This window comes from Rudanella lutea DSM 19387, from assembly GCF_000383955.1.
Taxonomy (GTDB): Bacteria; Bacteroidota; Bacteroidia; order Cytophagales; family Spirosomataceae; genus Rudanella; species Rudanella lutea.
Genome location: NZ_KB913013.1, coordinates 4,876,248 through 4,893,261 on the forward strand (window position 1 = coordinate 4,876,248; position 17,014 = coordinate 4,893,261).

General features: G+C 57.1%; 12 protein-coding genes. 5 read left to right on the plus strand and 7 right to left on the minus strand.

The features are described from left to right. The first annotated feature begins 251 nt into the window (after positions 1-251). Together RUDLU_RS0120180 and RUDLU_RS0120185 are read left to right on the plus strand one after the other, a co-directional pair. A complete protein-coding gene (locus RUDLU_RS0120180) occupies positions 252-2,498 on the plus strand; it encodes a ligand-binding sensor domain-containing protein (protein WP_019990239.1) in 2,247 nt (748 codons plus the stop codon). Positions 2,499-2,873: 375 nt separating this feature from the next. Then, positions 2,874-4,250 carry a purple acid phosphatase family protein gene (locus tag RUDLU_RS0120185; protein WP_044130629.1) on the plus strand — a complete coding sequence of 459 codons (1,377 nt, stop codon included), beginning with the start codon at positions 2,874-2,876 and terminating at the stop codon, positions 4,248-4,250. A 53-nt stretch (positions 4,251-4,303) separates the two neighbouring features. Here RUDLU_RS0120185 and RUDLU_RS0120190 read toward each other — a convergent pair whose 3' ends face one another. Continuing rightward, positions 4,304-5,401, minus strand: a complete 1,098-nt coding sequence (locus RUDLU_RS0120190) for an acyltransferase family protein (RefSeq protein WP_019990241.1) — start codon at positions 5,399-5,401, stop codon at positions 4,304-4,306. Positions 5,402-5,484: 83 nt separating this feature from the next. On the opposite strand from RUDLU_RS0120190, the gene RUDLU_RS0120195 reads away from it, so the two are divergent. The 3 genes from RUDLU_RS0120195 (at position 5,485) to RUDLU_RS0120205 (ending at position 10,372) form a co-directional block, all read left to right on the plus strand. Beyond that, on the plus strand, positions 5,485-8,058 hold the full coding sequence (locus RUDLU_RS0120195) for a family 20 glycosylhydrolase (protein ID WP_019990242.1): 2,574 nt from the start codon (positions 5,485-5,487) through the stop codon (positions 8,056-8,058). Positions 8,059-8,115: 57 nt separating this feature from the next. Further along, entirely contained in the window at positions 8,116-8,955 is an 840-nt protein-coding gene (locus RUDLU_RS0120200; RefSeq protein WP_019990243.1) for an ROK family protein, read from the plus strand. Positions 8,956-9,208: 253 nt separating this feature from the next. Continuing rightward, positions 9,209-10,372, plus strand: coding sequence for an AraC family transcriptional regulator (locus RUDLU_RS0120205; RefSeq protein WP_019990244.1), 1,164 nt, complete (start codon positions 9,209-9,211; stop codon positions 10,370-10,372). 25 nt (positions 10,373-10,397) lie between these two features. Here RUDLU_RS0120205 and RUDLU_RS0120210 read toward each other — a convergent pair whose 3' ends face one another. The 6 genes from RUDLU_RS0120210 to RUDLU_RS0120235 form a co-directional block, all read right to left on the minus strand. After that, entirely contained in the window at positions 10,398-12,740 is a 2,343-nt protein-coding gene (locus RUDLU_RS0120210; protein WP_019990245.1) for a hypothetical protein, read from the minus strand. A 244-nt stretch (positions 12,741-12,984) separates the two neighbouring features. Then, positions 12,985-14,241: a DegT/DnrJ/EryC1/StrS family aminotransferase gene (locus tag RUDLU_RS0120215; protein ID WP_245581694.1), complete on the minus strand. Its 1,257-nt coding sequence runs from the start codon at positions 14,239-14,241 to the stop codon at positions 12,985-12,987. A 52-nt stretch (positions 14,242-14,293) separates the two neighbouring features. Further along, positions 14,294-15,334, minus strand: a complete 1,041-nt coding sequence (locus RUDLU_RS0120220) for an NAD-dependent epimerase/dehydratase family protein (protein ID WP_019990247.1) — start codon at positions 15,332-15,334, stop codon at positions 14,294-14,296. 115 nt (positions 15,335-15,449) lie between these two features. Continuing rightward, positions 15,450-15,896 carry a type II toxin-antitoxin system VapC family toxin gene (locus RUDLU_RS0120225; RefSeq protein WP_019990248.1) on the minus strand — a complete coding sequence of 149 codons (447 nt, stop codon included), beginning with the start codon at positions 15,894-15,896 and terminating at the stop codon, positions 15,450-15,452. Further along, entirely contained in the window at positions 15,893-16,078 is a 186-nt protein-coding gene (locus RUDLU_RS30185) for a hypothetical protein (protein WP_019990249.1), read from the minus strand. The genes RUDLU_RS0120225 and RUDLU_RS30185 overlap by 4 nt, the downstream gene beginning before the upstream one ends. 149 nt (positions 16,079-16,227) lie before the next feature. Continuing rightward, complete coding sequence (locus tag RUDLU_RS0120235) at positions 16,228-16,986, minus strand: DUF4397 domain-containing protein (RefSeq protein ID WP_019990250.1); 759 nt, start codon at positions 16,984-16,986, stop codon at positions 16,228-16,230. Positions 16,987-17,014: the final 28 nt, after the last annotated feature.

Consider the following 17,014-nt stretch of genomic DNA (forward strand, 5'->3'; position numbering starts at 1 on the left):
TGCGCAGAATATGAATTGGCTTATATGCTCAGACAGGGCTTTTTTGAGCGAAATCAATTGGTTGAACGAATGTTGGTAAAGGATAAAAATTTCCTTTTTTGTTAATAGCCTGTTTGATGTGGGTCGGCGTATAGATTACAACACAAATCGTAGCCGGAGCCACATTCCGGCAGGCAGTTGGCCGGGCGCGGGCCCGCCGATGTTCAGGCTGCCCATCTTCTATTCATTCATTCCGAAAACACCTTCCGCTTATGCGATTTCATTCTTTCGGCGCGGCTTTGTTGTTTGGGGGAGCCCTGCTTGTGGGTGCACTCCCGGCCTCAGCGCAGTCCGTTTATCAGGACAAACCGTTTGTCCAGGAGTACAGTGTAAAATACTATACCGACAAGCCCGATGCGAGTCTGACGGGCCTCGCCTGCGACCGCAACGGGGTGGTGCAGCTGCTGTCGGGTACGGGACTGGCGCGGCCCGCCGGGGGGCAGTTTCTGGTGCCGGGGCAGGTGCGCCCCGACCGCAGCTACCGGCCCATGAAAGACCGGAAACTGGCCGCCATCGGCATGCACGAGGGCCAACTCGTGTACCTCGACGACCGGGCCGTTCTGAGCAACGCCTGGGCGGGTAAGCTCCATGCCGAGCATCAGCTGCCCGGTGCCCGGCTCTTTGCGGGGGCACCCGATTTTACGTTTCTCGTGTCCGACGGAAAAGCCCTGCATCTGGTGCAGGATAAGACCATTCGCTGGAAAGGGAGCCTAACCAACGATCAGGTGGTGGCCATTCGGTACCAGCCATCGGCAGGGCAGTTCTGGATTCTGGGCGAGCGGTCGGTGCAGGTGTTGCCCCTGCGCAACCCGGCCCTGACGACCGTGTACACCGGTGGCCCGTTTACGGCGTTTGATATTACCGACAAGGGGCAAAAACTGGTGTTGGGTACCACAGACGGGTATCTGGAGTTCGACCCGGCCACGCGCAAGCCCGTGGGGGCGGTGCGTCGAAAATTGCCCGCTACCGATATTACGGCCGTGGCCGATGTAAACGGGCGGCTCTGGTTCGGGACATCGCAGGGGGCATTTGCGCTCCGGCCCGACGGGCAGTTTGATTACTACAACGGGGAACGGTGGTTGCCGGGCAACGCTGTGACCCAGATTACGGCCGGGCCGGCTGGCTCGGTGCTGATTCTGACTACGGCCGGGCTCACCCGCATGGAGAGCAAACGGATGACCTTATACGACAAGGCGAAATTTTACGATGCGCAGGTGCGGTCGCGGCATATTCGTAACGGGTTCAACGCGTCGTTGAGTGGCATGGAGAAAGGCAATATTGATACGGGTTTCCTGGCCGATTCCGATAACGATGGCCTGTGGACGTCGATGTACCTGGCGGGCGAAATTTTCCGCTATTCCGTTACCAAAGACAAGGAGGCTCTGCAGAACTGTCGCGAATCGCTCGATGCTATGGAGCGCCTGTACACTGTGACGCCGGTGCCGGGTTTTCCGGCCCGTTCGTTTGAGCGCAAAGGCTACATTGCCAGTCTTAGCGACCCCGAACGCTGGCAACCCTCGCCCCAGCCGGGTTGGGACTTCAAGGCGACCACCAGCAGCGATGAGGTAATTGGGCATATTTTTGCCTTCGGGGCCATGGCCGAGCTGGTAGACGACCGCAATCTCAAAAGCCGGGCGATTACGCTCATCGACACGCTCATGAGCCACATCATCACCCACGACATGTACCTGATCGATTACGACGGTAAGCCGACTATGTGGGGCAAATGGAACCCTTCGTACGTCAACGGCTTCCCCACCAACGTTGGCGACCGCAAGCTGAACTCATCGAATATTGTGGCCATGCTCCAGACGGCCTATCATTTCACCAAAAAAGAGAAATACAAGCAAAAGGCGTTTGAGCTGATGAACAAACACGGCTACTTCGAGAACCTGATGCGGCCTATGAGCCATATCGGGAAAGCCCCCGACAATGCCGACGAACACAGCAAGCTGATGTCGGACGGATGGAACCACTCCGACGATGAGATGTATTTTGTTGGTTACTGGGGGCTGTATCGGTACGCCTTCAATGATACCCTCCGCACGCATTTCAAGAAAGCGATCATAGACCACTGGGAAGCCGAGCGACCCGAAAAAGAAGGGGCCTGGAATATTTTTACGGCCCTCACCGGCACCAAAACGATTGACCTCAACGAGGCCGCCTGGTACCTGCGCGAACACCCCCTCGACCTTATAGACTGGGACATTCGTAACAGCCACCGCAAAGACATTGAGCGGATCCCCGATAATTTCCGTCGGCAAACAACCAAAGAGGTGCTTCCTCCCGACGAGCGGCCTATTCAGCGGCACAACGGCAACATGTTTACTCTCGACCGCACCCGTAGCAACGGTGTGTCGGAGCACAGCGCGGGCGACATCTGGTTACTGCCTTACTGGATGGGCCGGTATCTTGGCGTAATTAGTGCGCCCATCGAAGGCCCCGTTGCCAGCAGGTGAGAAATTGCTGGGGCCGGTTGCCAGCCATCAGTATAGCGACCCCGGTTTTCTGTTTTACAGAGTGTTTTCTGGCGTTCCCTGATTGAGTGTACAATGTGAGTTCAGTACTGTAGGTTTGTTCAGTACGAAAGAATTGGCATGCGGATGACACGGATTAAGCCAATTTTTGCAGGTTGACACAGGGAATCGGCGTACATCTGCCCGATCCGCGTCATCCGCGTTCAATTGGCATCGATTGGATAAGTTAACTGCTTGATTATTTACCTTTTGCTCGATACTTAGCAATGCAAAATGAACAATGAATACCTGCTGATTATCAGGCATTCATTGTTCATTTTGCACTATTCATTATACATTTATTTCACCCTGGTCTTTATGAAATCCCTTTTACTGTGTTTGGGCCTGAGCCTGACAACGGCTGTGGCGCAGGTACACAAAGACTACCCGCCGGGGCCATACCCCGATCGCCTGATTCTCGGCTGGCAGGCCAACCCCGCTACGACCCAATCGGTCAACTGGCGCACCGACTCCACTGTGACCGGGGCCGTGGGGGCTATTGCCGAGGCCGACCCCTCCGGCGACTTTGTGGCGAGTGCCAGTGTGGTGGCCGCCACTACCGAGCGTGTGGTGCTAGACGGCCGCACGGTGTTGTACCATTCGGTGCAGTTCAAAGGGCTGAAACCCGCTACCAAATACAGCTACCGCGTGGGCGATGGTAAGCTCTGGAGCGAGTGGTTTCAGTTTAAAACCGCTACCGACAAACCCGCACCGTTTTCGTTTCTGTACTTCGGCGATGCCCAGAACGACATTCGGTCGCTGTGGTCGCGGGCAGTGCGCGGGGCCTACACTACGCTGCCCACGGCCAGTCTGATGATTCATGCCGGAGATCTCATTACCACGTCCAACGCTGATTGGCAGTGGGGGGAGTGGTTCGAAGCGGGGGGGTGGATAAACGGGATGCTGCCCGCCCTGCCCGCGCCGGGCAACCACGAATATTTCCGGGACGAAACGGGCAAGGTGCGGGTATCGCGGCACTGGCGTCCGTCGTTTTCACTCCCCGAAAATGGCCCCAAAGGACTGGAAGAAACCGCTTATTTTCTCGATTATCAGGGCGTTCGGTTTGTATCGCTCAATTCGCAGGCCGCCATTCTCGACTCGGCCGTGATGCGCCTTCAGGCCGAGTGGCTGAACAAGACGTTGGCCGACAACCCGAATCGGTGGACCATTGTGACGCATCACCACCCGATTTACTCGACCAAACAGGGCCGCGACAACAACGAGTGGCGCGACCGGATGGAGCCGATTTACAAGAAATACAACGTTGATCTAGTATTGCAGGGCCATGACCATACCTACGGCCGGGGTATCAATATGCCGCTGGGCAAGAGCCGCAAACACCCCGACGGCCCCATCTATGTGGTGTCGGTGAGTGGGCCGAAAATGTACGATATTGGTTTGCAAACCTGGATGGATCGGGCCGCATCGAACACGCAGCTGTACCAGACCGTCTCCATCGACGGCGACCGGCTGACGTATCAGGCGTACACCGTAACGGGCGAGAAATACGACTCGTTCGTACTGACCAAAAATGCCAAAGGGCAAAATACCCTCGTGGATCAGGCTCCAGCTTTAGCCCCCGAACGGCTCGATTTGCCCGCTGAATATCAGAAACGCTTTACGCCCGAACAGGCCGAGCAATACCAGAAGCGGTTTCAGGAGTACAAAGCCCGCAAGCTGGGTGGCAAAGGCTAAGAAGCTGTTTGTTTGGCCGGACTCAGGCCTGAGTCCGGCCAAACAAACGGAATTTACAGCTTAATGAAAATCTTCCGCTGGTAGAGCCAATAAGCCGGGATGTAGTTGACCGCCACGAAGAACAGGGCGTACAAGAGGCTGGCGAGTTCGGGCTGGAACCCCAGTTTAATCAGCTCCCCCACCGCGAGTTCGTTGAGGGGGAGACCGCCAAATTTGAGTCGATAGAAAAACAGCGCCAGTACATCGGCCATAACGTATACAGCTATAGCGTTAGCCCCAAACACAATGCCCGGCGCGGTGCCGTTTCGGTAACCCAACACATCGACCAGAAAGTAAAGAGCCCCCAGCAGCATGGCCGCAAACCCGGAGGTGACGAGTACAAACGAACTGGTCCAGAGACCTTCATTGACCGGAAACGTAAGCCCCCAGAAATACCCGGCGGCAGTGGTAAAAAAGCCCGCCGTCATCAGATAGGCCACTTTTTCGGTGGGGCTGGCTGCACTGAGCATCCACCGCCCGGCGAGCAGGCCCGTAATACCCGTGACCGTGGCCGGAAAGGTGCTCAGAATACTCTCAGGGTCCCAGGTGCCCTGCCACATCCGGCCGGGCAGAAACTGCCGGTCGAACCAGGCCACCAGATTTTGCCCCGGCTCCAGCGCCACCCGGCCGAGGTCGGGTGAGGGAATGAGCGTGAGCGCAAGCCAGTAGGCTACCAGCGTGAGCGCGGCAATCCACGCCTGTTGTTTCCAGTTGGTGTTGAGGTACAGCAGGGCACAGAACAGAAACACAAAGGCAATGCGGTGGAGGGTGCCGGTCCAGCGGGCATCGGTCAGGTTGAAGTCGGGCATGAGGTTCAGAAACATACCGACAGCGTAAATCTTAAGCGCCCGGACCACGATTTTGCGGTACAGCGGCCCTCGCGGCCCGCCCGCGTCGCGCTTGCCCGAATAGGCGAGGGCAATAGATACGCCCACGACAAACAAAAACACCGGGGCTATGAGGTCGGTAAACGACAGGCCGTTCCATTTGGAGTGCCGGAGTGTAAAATACACGTGCTCTTCGGTGCCCGGAAAGTTGACCATAATCATGGCCGCAATCGTGAAGCCCCGAACGGCATCGAGCGAGATAAGTCGGTTGGTGGGTTGAATCATAAACGTATAAAAAAGCCGCACGGGCCGAATGGTATTTTTAGTACGGAACAGAGTACTATAAAGGCTACTGACACGTAAAATTTATGCGCACCATACTGTACTCTGCCCTGATCTGTCTGATTGGGTTGCTGGTTGGCGTAAGTTGCCAGAAAAACGGGTCGGCCGGGCAGGTCGATCTGAGCTGGGAGCTGGTAAGTAACTTTACGCCGGTGCCCAACGGTTTTGAGGCCCGTTTCGACCTGACCAACACCGGCGATACCCCGCTCACCGACCGTAACTGGGCCTTGTTTTTCAATATGGCTCCCCGGCCTATGCTCAAGCCCCGTAGCCCGCAACCGGGCACGGTGCAGCACATCAACGGCGACTGGTACAAACTTACGCCCAATGCGGGCTTCCGACTCGATCCCGGTGCTTCGGTAACGATCCGGTACGAAGGCACCGAAGGCGTAACCAAAGTGACCGATGCCCCCCTTGGGCCGTATCTGGTCTTGTACGATGATGCCGGCCGCGAAGCGGAGGTGGTGCCCATCGCCAACTATACCATCCGGCCGTTTGCCCGTAAAGAGCAGCGGCTCCGTGGCCCTGCCGACCGCGAGCCTCCCTACTCGCCGGAGGTAGTATTTGGGCAAAACCAAACGGCTACGCTGCTCCCGGCAAGTCAGTTGCAGCCGGTGATTCCGGCCCCGGTGCGCCTGTCGACGAGCCCCGGTACACTGGCCCTATCGGCGTCGATGCCGATTTATGCCGACCCCGGCCTGACCGGCGAAGCCACGTTGCTGGCCGAAAAGCTGAAGCAGATGACCGGCAAAACGTTTCAGATCGTGACCACTCCGCCCACGAGTACCGCTATTGTGCTCAAAACCGGGCCGGTTCAGGTGGCGGGCAAAAACCGGGAGGCTTACCAACTCCGGATCGATGCCGGGGGAGTAAACATCACCGGTAGCGATGCCGCCGGGGTATTTTACGGCACCCAAAGCCTGTTGGCCTTGTTGCCCCTCGAAGCCTACAAAACCCCCGCCGAACCGGTGGCTTTGCCGTTTACCCAGATCGACGATGCCCCCCGGTTCGGATTTCGGGGACTGCACCTCGACGTAAGCCGAAACTTCCAGACCAAAGAAACTATTCTGCGCGTGCTCGACCTGCTGGCGTTTTACAAGGTCAATCAGTTTTTGTTTTACACCACCGAAGACGAAGGCTGGCGGCTCGAAATTGACGGCTTGCCCGAGCTGACGCAGGTGGGTGCGCAACGCCAGCATACGTCGGGCAAAGAGGCACCAGCCCTGCACCCTGCCTACGGCTCGGGGCCAAAGGCGTACGAAGAAGGCAAATACGGCAGCGGTTTTTACACTAAAGCCGACTTTGTGGAGATTCTGAAATACGCCCACGCCCGGCACATCCGGGTGATTCCCGAACTGAATTTCCCCGGTCATGCGCGGGCGGCTATCAAGGCGATGGAGGCCCGTTACCAACGGCTGATGAACGAAGGTAAACCCGCCGAAGCCGCCCAGTACCGGCTCATCGACCCCGCCGACCGCTCGGTGTATCAGTCGGCGCAGGGGTACAAAGACAATGTGGTGAGTGTGGGCCTCGAATCGACGTACCGGTTTTACGAAAAAGTAGTGGACGAGATAACCCGGATGTACAAACAGGCGGGGGTGCCGATGGAAGTAATGCACATTGGGGGCGACGAGGTACCCGAAGGGGCCTGGGCACAGTCGCCGGTGGCGGCTAAGCTCCTGCGCGAGAATCCGGCCATAAAAGACCCCAAAAACCTACAGGCTTACTTTGTGCGAACGTTGCTGAAACGGCTCGAACCGCGCAAACTCGAAATTCACGGTTGGGAGGAGGTCGCCCTCACCAAAGCTGCTAACGGCAACTACGTGCCCAACCGAGAGTTTGTGGGCCGCCGGGTGGTGCCTTACATCTGGAACAACCTGTTCGACCCTGATTTGGGTAACCGGCTGGCCAATGCGGGTTATCCGGTGGTGCTCTGTAACGTATCGAATTTTTACTTCGATCTGGCCTACAACAACGATCCCGAAGAGCCCGGCCTGTATTGGGCAGGCTATGTAGATACGCGCAGCAACTGGACGTTTGCGCCGTACGACATGTTCAAAACGACGTATAAAACGGCTATGGGCGACCCGCTTGATTTTACCGGTCGGGAGCGGCTCCGGCCCGACGCCCGCCCGAATATCCGGGGGGTAGAAGCGCAGCTCTGGAGCGAAACCGTGAAAGGGCGCGATATGGCCGAGTACTACATGCTGCCCAAGCTGATGGGCTTTGCCGAGAGTGCCTGGGCGCCCGAACGGCCCTGGGAAACCGTCGACGACCGCGTTGCGCGGGAGCGGGCCATTGCGGCTGGCTGGAACGTGTTTGCCAACACCCTGGCCCAGCGCGACCTGCCTCGGCTGGCCCGGTTCAACGGGGGGTACAACTACCGACTGCCTCCGCCGGGAGCCCGCATCCTGAATGGCCTGCTGGAGGCTAATGTCGAGTTGCCGGGGCTTCAGATTCGGTACACGACCGATGGTTCGGAGCCGAATAGTACCTCGGCCCTGTACCAGAAGCCGGTACGGGTGAGTGGCCCGGTCAAACTCAAAAGTTTCGACGCGGCCGGTCGCGCCAGCCGGGCTACGGTGCTAACACCGCCCTAACCGGAGCTGAACGGCACAAGCCGCTAACATACAGACACCAAACCTTGGAATGAGACAATGAAAACGATTGGGGTTGATCTGGGAGGAACCAACGTGCGGGTGGGCCTGATCGAAAACGGTACCGTGCTGCATAAAGTGAGTGGGCGGCTCCGGCAAAAAGATTCGCTGTCGGCTACGCTGGGTCAACTGGTTGAGATGATTCGACCGTTGCTGAGCCCTGAGGTGAGTAGCATCGGGATCGGAGTGCCGTCGGTGGTTGATCTGGAACGTGGCATTGTGTACAACGTGGCTAATATTCCGTCGTGGCAGGAGGTGCCCCTGCGCGATATTCTGGAGGAGGAGTTCGACCGGCCGGTATTTGTCAACAACGACGTCAACTGCTTTATTCTGGGCGAACATCAGTTTGGGCTGGCGCGGGGGTGCCGCTCGGCGGTGGGGCTGGCCATCGGTACGGGGCTCGGTTCGGGCATCATCATCGACAACCAGCTCTACACGGGCAACAACTGCGGGGCGGGGGAGATTGGCCTTTTGCCCTATCGTGACAAAACGATTGAGTCGTATGCCTCAACCCACTTTTTCGAGAGTATGCACGGTACGTCGGCCTGGGAGGTGAGTCAGTCGGCCCGGCTTGGCGCCCCCGATGCGCTGGCGTTGTGGGCCGAATTTGGCGGACATTTCGGGCAGGCCATTAAAGCCGTACTATACACCTACGACCCCGAAGTGATTGTGCTCGGCGGCTCTATTGCCAAAGCGTACCCGTATTTTCGGGCTGGCATGCTGCAAAGTATGGCCGATTTTGCGTACCCCACCACCTTACAGCGGTTGCGACTGGTGCAGTCTGAAAACGAGTCTATTGCCTTGTTGGGAGCCTCGGTACTGGTGCATCAGCTGGCGTAGAATTCGTGATTGGTATAGTAACTCTGGTTTCTTTAAACGAATATTGAGCCGAGAGACATTCGCTATCGGAAGTACTACGTTTTTCTATGTATTGGCTTGACCACCCCCCAACCCCCTCATGTTTTCAGGAGGGGGAGTTTACTAGACAAACAAAGAGTTATCAGGCATCTTGTTTGTATAGCAAGGTGATCGTTGCTGTTCCCTTCCTGTTTTCAGGAGGGGGTTAGGGGGTGGTCTCAAACTTCTTTATGTCATGCACAAGGTTATCCTGCTGATCGATTTTGCCGAAGACTACAGCAAGAGTCTGCTGAAGGGAATCACCAAGTACTCGCGGGAACATGGCCCCTGGATTTTTTGCCGGATGCCGCTCTTTCACCGCGAAACGCAGGGTATCGATGGTATTCTCGACTGGGCCCGCGATTGGGAGGCCGACGGTATCATCGGGCAGTTGTACAACGATGGCTGCGCCGAGAAACTCGTGGAAGCCGGTATTCCGGTGATTGCCCAGGACTTTAAGGAACGCTTCACCGAAATTCCGAACATAACCGGTGCCTACCGCGAAACAGGGGCTATGGCGGCCGACTATTTCCTCAAAAAGGGCTTCCGGCATTTTGCATTCTACGGGTTCAAAAACATTGTCTGGTCGCGGGAGCGGGCCGAGGGGTTTGAGGAACGAGTGGCACGCGCAGGGCATGAGGTCACGTATTTTGAGCACAACAAGGTGCGGTCGAGCGAGCTTTGGTACTACAAACCGAGTTCGCTCAGCGAATGGCTGCTGTCCTTGCCCAAGCCCATTGCCCTGTTGGCCTGCGACGACCGGCTGGGGCAGCATATCACCGAGGCTTGTCGGCATTCGGGTATCCGCATCCCCGACGAGGTGGCCGTGCTGGGCGTCGACAACGACGAGACCCTGTGCGAACTCTCTGACCCGCCCTTGTCGAGTATTGCGCTGGATGCCGAAAAAGGAGGCTACGATGCGGCCCGGCTCCTCGACCGGCTCATCCGCAAAGACATCGATCAGGCCTACGATATTGTGGTAGAGCCCACGCAGATTATCACCCGGCAGTCAACGGATATTTACGCCACGCACGACGAATACATTGCCTTGTCGCTCAAATACATCCACCAGAATATCGACAAAAATCTCCAGGTCGATCAGGTGGTGAAGCAGGTGCCACTCTCCCGGCGCTCGCTCGAAATGCGGTTTCAAGAGGTGATTGGCTACCCGATTTACAAATACATTCAGAATCTGCGGATCGAAAAATTCTCCAAAAAACTGCTCGAAACCGATCAGGCCGTGTTTGAAATTGCGATGGACCTCGGCCTCAACGATACCAAAAATATTGCCCGCCAGTTTAAGCAGATCAAAGGCTGCACCCCACTCGAATACCGACACCGCTACCTTGCCGGGAAATAGGAGAGAGGTAACCCGGTCACGCCGTTTACTCTAGTTGTTCCCTGATAAGCCAGATGTCAGAAATCCGCGAGTTCTGACGCCAGTTGAGGTGCGACTCTTCGGGCTGATCAAACGTGACCTGAATCCGGCCGTCCTGCGTGGCCGTGAGCGGCACTACCCACTCTTTTACGGTATCAGCCTGCCGGTTATACACGGTCGGTTCGAGCCGTTGCCCATCCACCCGCAGCAGGGCTTCACCAAACCCAACTACGCGCAGGGTGTAGCGGGCGCCGGGATCGAGGTTTTCGTAATCGAGGGCCGGGCAGCGCTGAAACGTTTGCGACGATAGCCGCGTCCGGCTGCTGCCATTGTCCCACCAGGCAATGTCGGTGGCATCGTCGGAGATAGTTTTGACCCGCGGCCCCTTGCTCACACTCGACACATCGTCGTAAAAACTGCCCGGTCCCGGATTTTCCCAGGTGGCAATTTCGTGCAGGCGCCTTTGCGCGGCCGCCTTGTCGGGCAGCGAATCAATCCGGGCAAACTGATCGGCCAGCCACCAGCGATTGTTGAGCGGATAGTCGACAAAATCGAGGACGCAACCCCGTTCAGGACTGCGCGCCTGATGCCGCTCGACACTCGTCTGGAGACCCACCGACGCGAATAAATCGGTACATAACTGCTCAATTCGGCGCCGGAGTACGGGAGCTGCGGGCTGCTTATCAGCCTGATTGACAAGGGACAGCGCCTGACGCATAGCCGCTTTGGGGTCGGTGGCCCGCAGCAGCAGGGCATTGGCTTCCCCTTCGAGCCGTTGCTCGTACAACAGCCGTCGGCGGGTGTAGGTGTCGTAATAGGCCCGCAGCAAAAGCAGTTGCCACCGCCAGTTGGTCGACAGGGCCGGTGCGTCCGTTTCCAGCTTCTGCCAGAACGCAAATGACGCTTCGACGCCCCCGTTTTCGGCCAACGGGCCGTGCCAGTTTTGTTCCAGTGCGGCTATGCCATCGGCTACGGGCTCGGCCAGCGTCGGGCCAAAGAAAAACCGGCTGTATTCGGCCAGAATCTCCCGTACATCTTTGGTGGGGTCCCAGCCGCGCATACTCCAGACTACCTTGTTCACGTCGTCGTGGCAACCGTCGGAGTACGACACAAATCCGTCGGTAAACGGGGCCCAGGTGGCCTGCGTCCGGGCGAAGAAAAACGGGCGGGGGTTAGCGGCCTCGCGCCCAAGGGTGAGCGCAAAGGCCTGATCCCACCGTTCGACCGGAAATTCGCAGCGGATGTTGTGCGTAATGTCGGGGTATTGCCGCATCTGGTATTGCTTAGGCAACCGAAAGCGGGTTTGGGCCAGGGGAGGACTACCCGGCCCGTGCACCAGCCCGGCCAGCCAGGTGGGTTTCTCGGTGTTCAGGTACCGAAACACGTAGTCCATCTGATCGACGCTGAAGCCCTGCAACGAAAGCCAGACCCGCCCGGTAGGGTGGTAGCGCACCAGCCGCGTGTGCAGGTCGCGCAGAAACGGCATCAGGTCGCGCGGGTGGTTGTGGCCGGGGTCGCCACCGGGCACAAAAATATGGTTCAGCCGGGGACAGGCCCGGTAAAAGGCTTCGTGCCGATCCAGCTCGGCCTGTCGTTTGGGCGCGTCGGTGAGGTCGAACGTTGCCGGGGTCCAGACCCAGTGATCAACGTCGTATTTCTGGCAGATTTCGCCGATGCGAATACGCATTTCGGCCGCCGGGATTTTAAAGTGCGGACTGGGTTTGTCGTCTTCGTGAAACGGAATAGCCTCTACCGCATTGGTGCCAAACAGGGCCAGTTCGCGGATGTACTGATCGTATTGGGCCACACTCCAGGCATCGTATGAGTTGGCCGTGGTGCGGTAACCGAGCTGATGCCCGCGAATGGGGTAGGCCGGGGCCGACACCAGCGCCACCGAACCGGGTAGCTCGGCTTGTTTGGGCGAAAGCCGCAGGTTACGCAGCAGCCAACCCGTACCGAACAAAATACCCCGGCTGTCGTGCCCAATGACCCAGATGGTAGTTTGGCGGGGTTGAACGTTGGTCACAATGGCGAAGCTTTCGGGCTTGTCGGGTTTGTGCGTTGTGGGGACTGAGACGCCGTACAGCTCGGTATCGGTAGCTAGAGCGAAGGCGATTACCGTGTTTTTGGGCCAATCGGTACGCGTCGTCAGCCGGATACCGGTGCGTTTGGCTACTTCTTCCTGAAGTACCTGCGGGGCGGTTTCGCGCATGGGGGCGGGTATGCCCGGCGATACCAGTAAGGCGGCCTGTTGTAGTTGAATAGATTGACTCCGGGCAGTGCCGGAGTCAATCAGGAGGAAGGTGGAAAGGAGTGAAAAGAGCCAGAAAACCGATAAAAAGCGTTTCATGCAGTCAAGTGGGTGTATTGGGGTTTATGGCGGCCGGTGTGCCGGTTTTAGTTCTTAGTTTTTGGTTTTTAGTTCTTGGTTTTTAGTTCTTGGCGGCCGGTGACCCGGTGCTGGGGTGTGAAAAAGAGCGGTCAAAAAGAGGAAGGAATCCGTATCTACTTGCACTTCAAACTACTTTTCATTCTGTGAATAATTCCAGCCCCGAAACGCTCCCCCTGAGGGAAGGGAAAGGGGTGGGGTCAAACTATAAACCGGTCATCGCCTGTTGGATTTTGCGGATGGCATCGGCAAACGCATCCATATCGGTGCGGGTACCGAGCAGGGCGTGCTGAAAAATCCAGATTCCTTCGTCGGAGCAGGCGTGTTCGGCAACGGGGCAATGTACGGGCCCGTAATCCACCCAGTCGGGGATGGCGTAGCACATCCAGTTGCGGTTTTGGAATAGGGGCTGTTTGTATAATGGGTGCGGATAACCACCCGAACACGGGACGCCCTCGGCCGCCAGCATTTGAACAAATTCGGCTTTGGGCAGGTTGGCAAACGCCTGTTTGTTGTACCGAAACAGATACAGGTGCCGGGCGTGTACGAGGGGCGCGTTACCCCGGCTCATAGGCCGTATTCCGTCGATGGCACCCAGCAGGGAGTCGAGGTAAAGCCCGTTTTCGTGCCGTCGGCGGGTTTGGTCGTCGAGTCGCTTAAGTTGTTCAATCAGCAACCCGGCCTGGAGCGGGCTGATCCGGTAATTGCAGCCGGGATTGAAATGGTCGTACCACTGCCCTTCGGGTAGCCTCCCCACGTTGCGCAGCGATTCGACGGTGCGGTATAGGGCATCGTCGTTGGTAATGACCATACCGCCTTCGCCTGAGGTCAGGTTTTTGGAGGACTGAAAGCTGAAACTGCCCAGATCGCCTATCGAGCCGAGTTTGCGGCCCCGGTATTCGGCTCCGTGTGCGTGGGCGGCATCTTCAATAACCCGCAGGTTGTACCGCTCGGCTATGGCCATAATAGCGTCCATATCGCAGGGTAAGCCCGCAAAATGCACCGGAATAATAGCGCGGGTACGGTCGGTAATGGCGGCTTCGATGCGAGCCGGGTCGAGGTTGTAGGTATCGGGGTCGAGATCCACAAAAACCGGGACGCAGTTTACCTCCAGCACCGTTGAAGCCGTGGCAATAAACGTGTAGGGCGGCACAATGACTTCGTCGCCGGGGCGAACTCCGCAGGCCATCAGCGCCAGCCGTAGCGATACCGACCCGTTGACGCAGCTAATGGCGTATTTGGTGCCGCAGTAAGCCGCAAACTGCGCTTCAAACTCGGCTACCAGACCCGTGCAGTCGGGGTTGCCCCACTGCCCGCTACGGACCAGGTCGGCCACGGTGTTTACCTCCCGTTCGTCGAAAACAGGCCACACAAATTGGGACTGCACCGTTTTGGGGCCGCCGTGTAAAGCCAGTTGCACGGTTTGAGCGGGTTCACGCATAATGGACTGTGTTTCGTCCATAATACGCCGGGGGACTGCATTCGGGCTATCGAAAAAAAGAAATTTTGGCGGGCTATACGTACCCGTTGGCCCGGAACCAGTCGAATGCGTCGCGGATAGCCTCCTGAACCGGCGTTTGGGGGAGGTTGAGTTCGCGAATGGCCTTTTGCACCTCGAAATAATGGCCGTCGTTGGCTACGGCCACCATCGCCGGGTTGAGACGGGCGGGTTTACGGGTTAGGGTGGCCTGAAGCTGACTCAGTTGCCCGGCTACCCAGGCCAAGCCTTTCGGAATCGTCACCGACGGAGCGCGGCAACCCATCACCTCGGCCATGAGGGCAAAGGCTTCGGCATAGCTCAGGTTCTGATTTCCCAGAATATACTGCTCACCCACGCGCCCTTTGGTTAGGGCGTTGACGGTTGCCGTTGCTACATCAGCTACGTGTACGTAGTTTTTGCCGCCCACCGGCGTTCCGGCTACCTGCCGTTTATAAAGTCCCAGCAACAGTGCGCCCGACGTAGGTTTGTGGTCCATAGAACCGAGCATAAACGTCGGGTGTACACTCACGGCCGGCACGCCCGACTGCATTACCCGGCGAGTGGCGGCTTCTTTACTGTCCATGTAATCGAGTCCGTATCGGGTACCTACGTAGGGGCTGTTTTCGTTGCCCGGACTCGTTTTTGTCCCGAAGCCAAACACATTGGCTGTACCCACATACACAAGCCGCTCTACCCCCGTGAGGTGAGCGGCCCGCAGCACGTTCTCGGTTCCGTCGAGGTTGATATCCCAAACGGTTTTGTTACGAGCCGGGTTTACCGACGCCAACGCCCCGGCATGGATGATGTACTGGCAATCATCGGCCGCGCGAACAACCGAAGCCCGGTCGCGTAGGTCGCCCGGCACGGGTACAATGGGTAGGTCGTTGAGGGTAGGGGTGGGGCTATTGGGGCGGAGCAGGGCCCGCACGGTATAGCCCCGCTCGATCAGTTGGCGGGCAATATGGCTTCCGAGAAAGCCATTTGCCCCGGTCAGCAGCACGTTCATGGCAAACGGTTGAGTCGGGTAATACACACCGGTTACGGCCCAATTGGCCCGCTCAGGGTAAGCCCGCAAGCGTACCGGGTAGAGGTAAAAGCGGGTTAAGCCGCTGATTGTTCCTACGTGCTTTAGGAATGAGCATGATTGAACGGAATAGTAACGAATGTAGATAAAGTGAAATGGAGAGTGCTCAATTAGTTTCCAGCAGGTCGTAATTGTCAGGGCGGTATAGCCGCAAGCCCGGTATCCGCTCGAAGTGTTTCTGGTTGAGCGTGAATACAGGGATATCGAAAAATAAGCTAACACCAATCGTGAAACAGTCCCCTAGACCAGTGTCTGGATAAATCCGAGACACTTCAACTGCCAGTTCGATGCATTCTGCGTGATTGAGCTGCACATACTTATCGAGTTGTCTCCGAATAAACTCAAACTCTTTTTTGGTGATGGGATCAACCTTGCGCCCACGGATATTAACCAACCATCGCATAAGCTCAATATAAATACTGGCTGAAATGACTGGTACGGAGGTATTTGTAAGCTTGGTGTAAGCTTCAGTAATTTGTGGCTTTCCCAAAAGGAAACGACTCATTACGCCTTTATCAACCAGCACAAACGAGTTTGGCGGAGCACTGATCATTCGGGGAGTATAGGCGTGGGTATGATGTTTTTGCGTTTAGCCAGTACTTTTTGAATGGCCAAACCAGGGTCTTCTGCAGGATGCTCTCCAGCGGGGATGATACCCTCAATAATTTTACCCGTTGCATTACGTCCGCGTATCACCAGTGGGGGAAGGTGTTGGGTTGCTTTACGAACAGGCATCTTTTTTCGGTTTTGCTATCCTAACAAAATTAGCTTTTTTCTGGCCCAATCCACAGCCGTTTTGTATAAAAATACCATCAGCCATTTTCGTCCAGAACAAAAAAGCCGCTTTGCGTATGCAAAGCGGCTCTGGAAGGTGGCTCAGCTCGTTACCGGTTGATATACAGGTTGATGCCGGGTGCAGCCGTGCCGGTTCGGCCTACTACCCCGCGGGTAAAGATCGTGATTACCCGACCGGCAGCCGTGTTGGTAAGTGTAATCGTGCCTAGGTTGGCGGTAGTACCCGGTGCGCGGAACACAAACGAAGGCGTGATGGCCGGATCAATGGCGATAAACGACGTAACGCCTTTGAAAGCCAGTGCGGGTGCTAGCATGGTGCCGTTGGAAAGAGCAAAGTCATACGTCCCCCCCGAAGTCAGGTTGATGAATCGTACGTACGTCTTGGTGGCATCGAGAGCCGAGCCAAAATCGTCGGTGAGCAACAGAACCTCAGGCTTGGCCGTGGGGCCTGCCACAAACAGGGAGTAGTACTTGTTGTCGTCCAGCGTGATCGACTGTTCCGTAACTACCGTAGCGCTGCCAGCCGTGGTGCTGGCCGGCGCCGAAATGGTGATGGCTGCCTGTCCCGGTGTGACCAGCGCGTAGTTGGCTAAGTTGCCCGGAAATGTGTTGTTGTAGGGCACACCGGCGGGCGTGCCGGGGTTGGTGGTCGTGGCACCAACGGGCGTGAAGGCGCTGAACTTTTTACCGCCAATCAGCAGGTCGATACCCGGCAGGTCGGGGGCCGCGTGAATCAGCTTCAGCCGTGCTCCGGCTCCGACGGGTTCGGTGGGCAGTTGCAGGGCGTTTTTCTCGCAGGAGAACAGCAACACCGCAGCCGAGAAGATAAACAGAATATTTTTGAGCATGATGTCAAATAGTTCGGGCTGGGGCTGG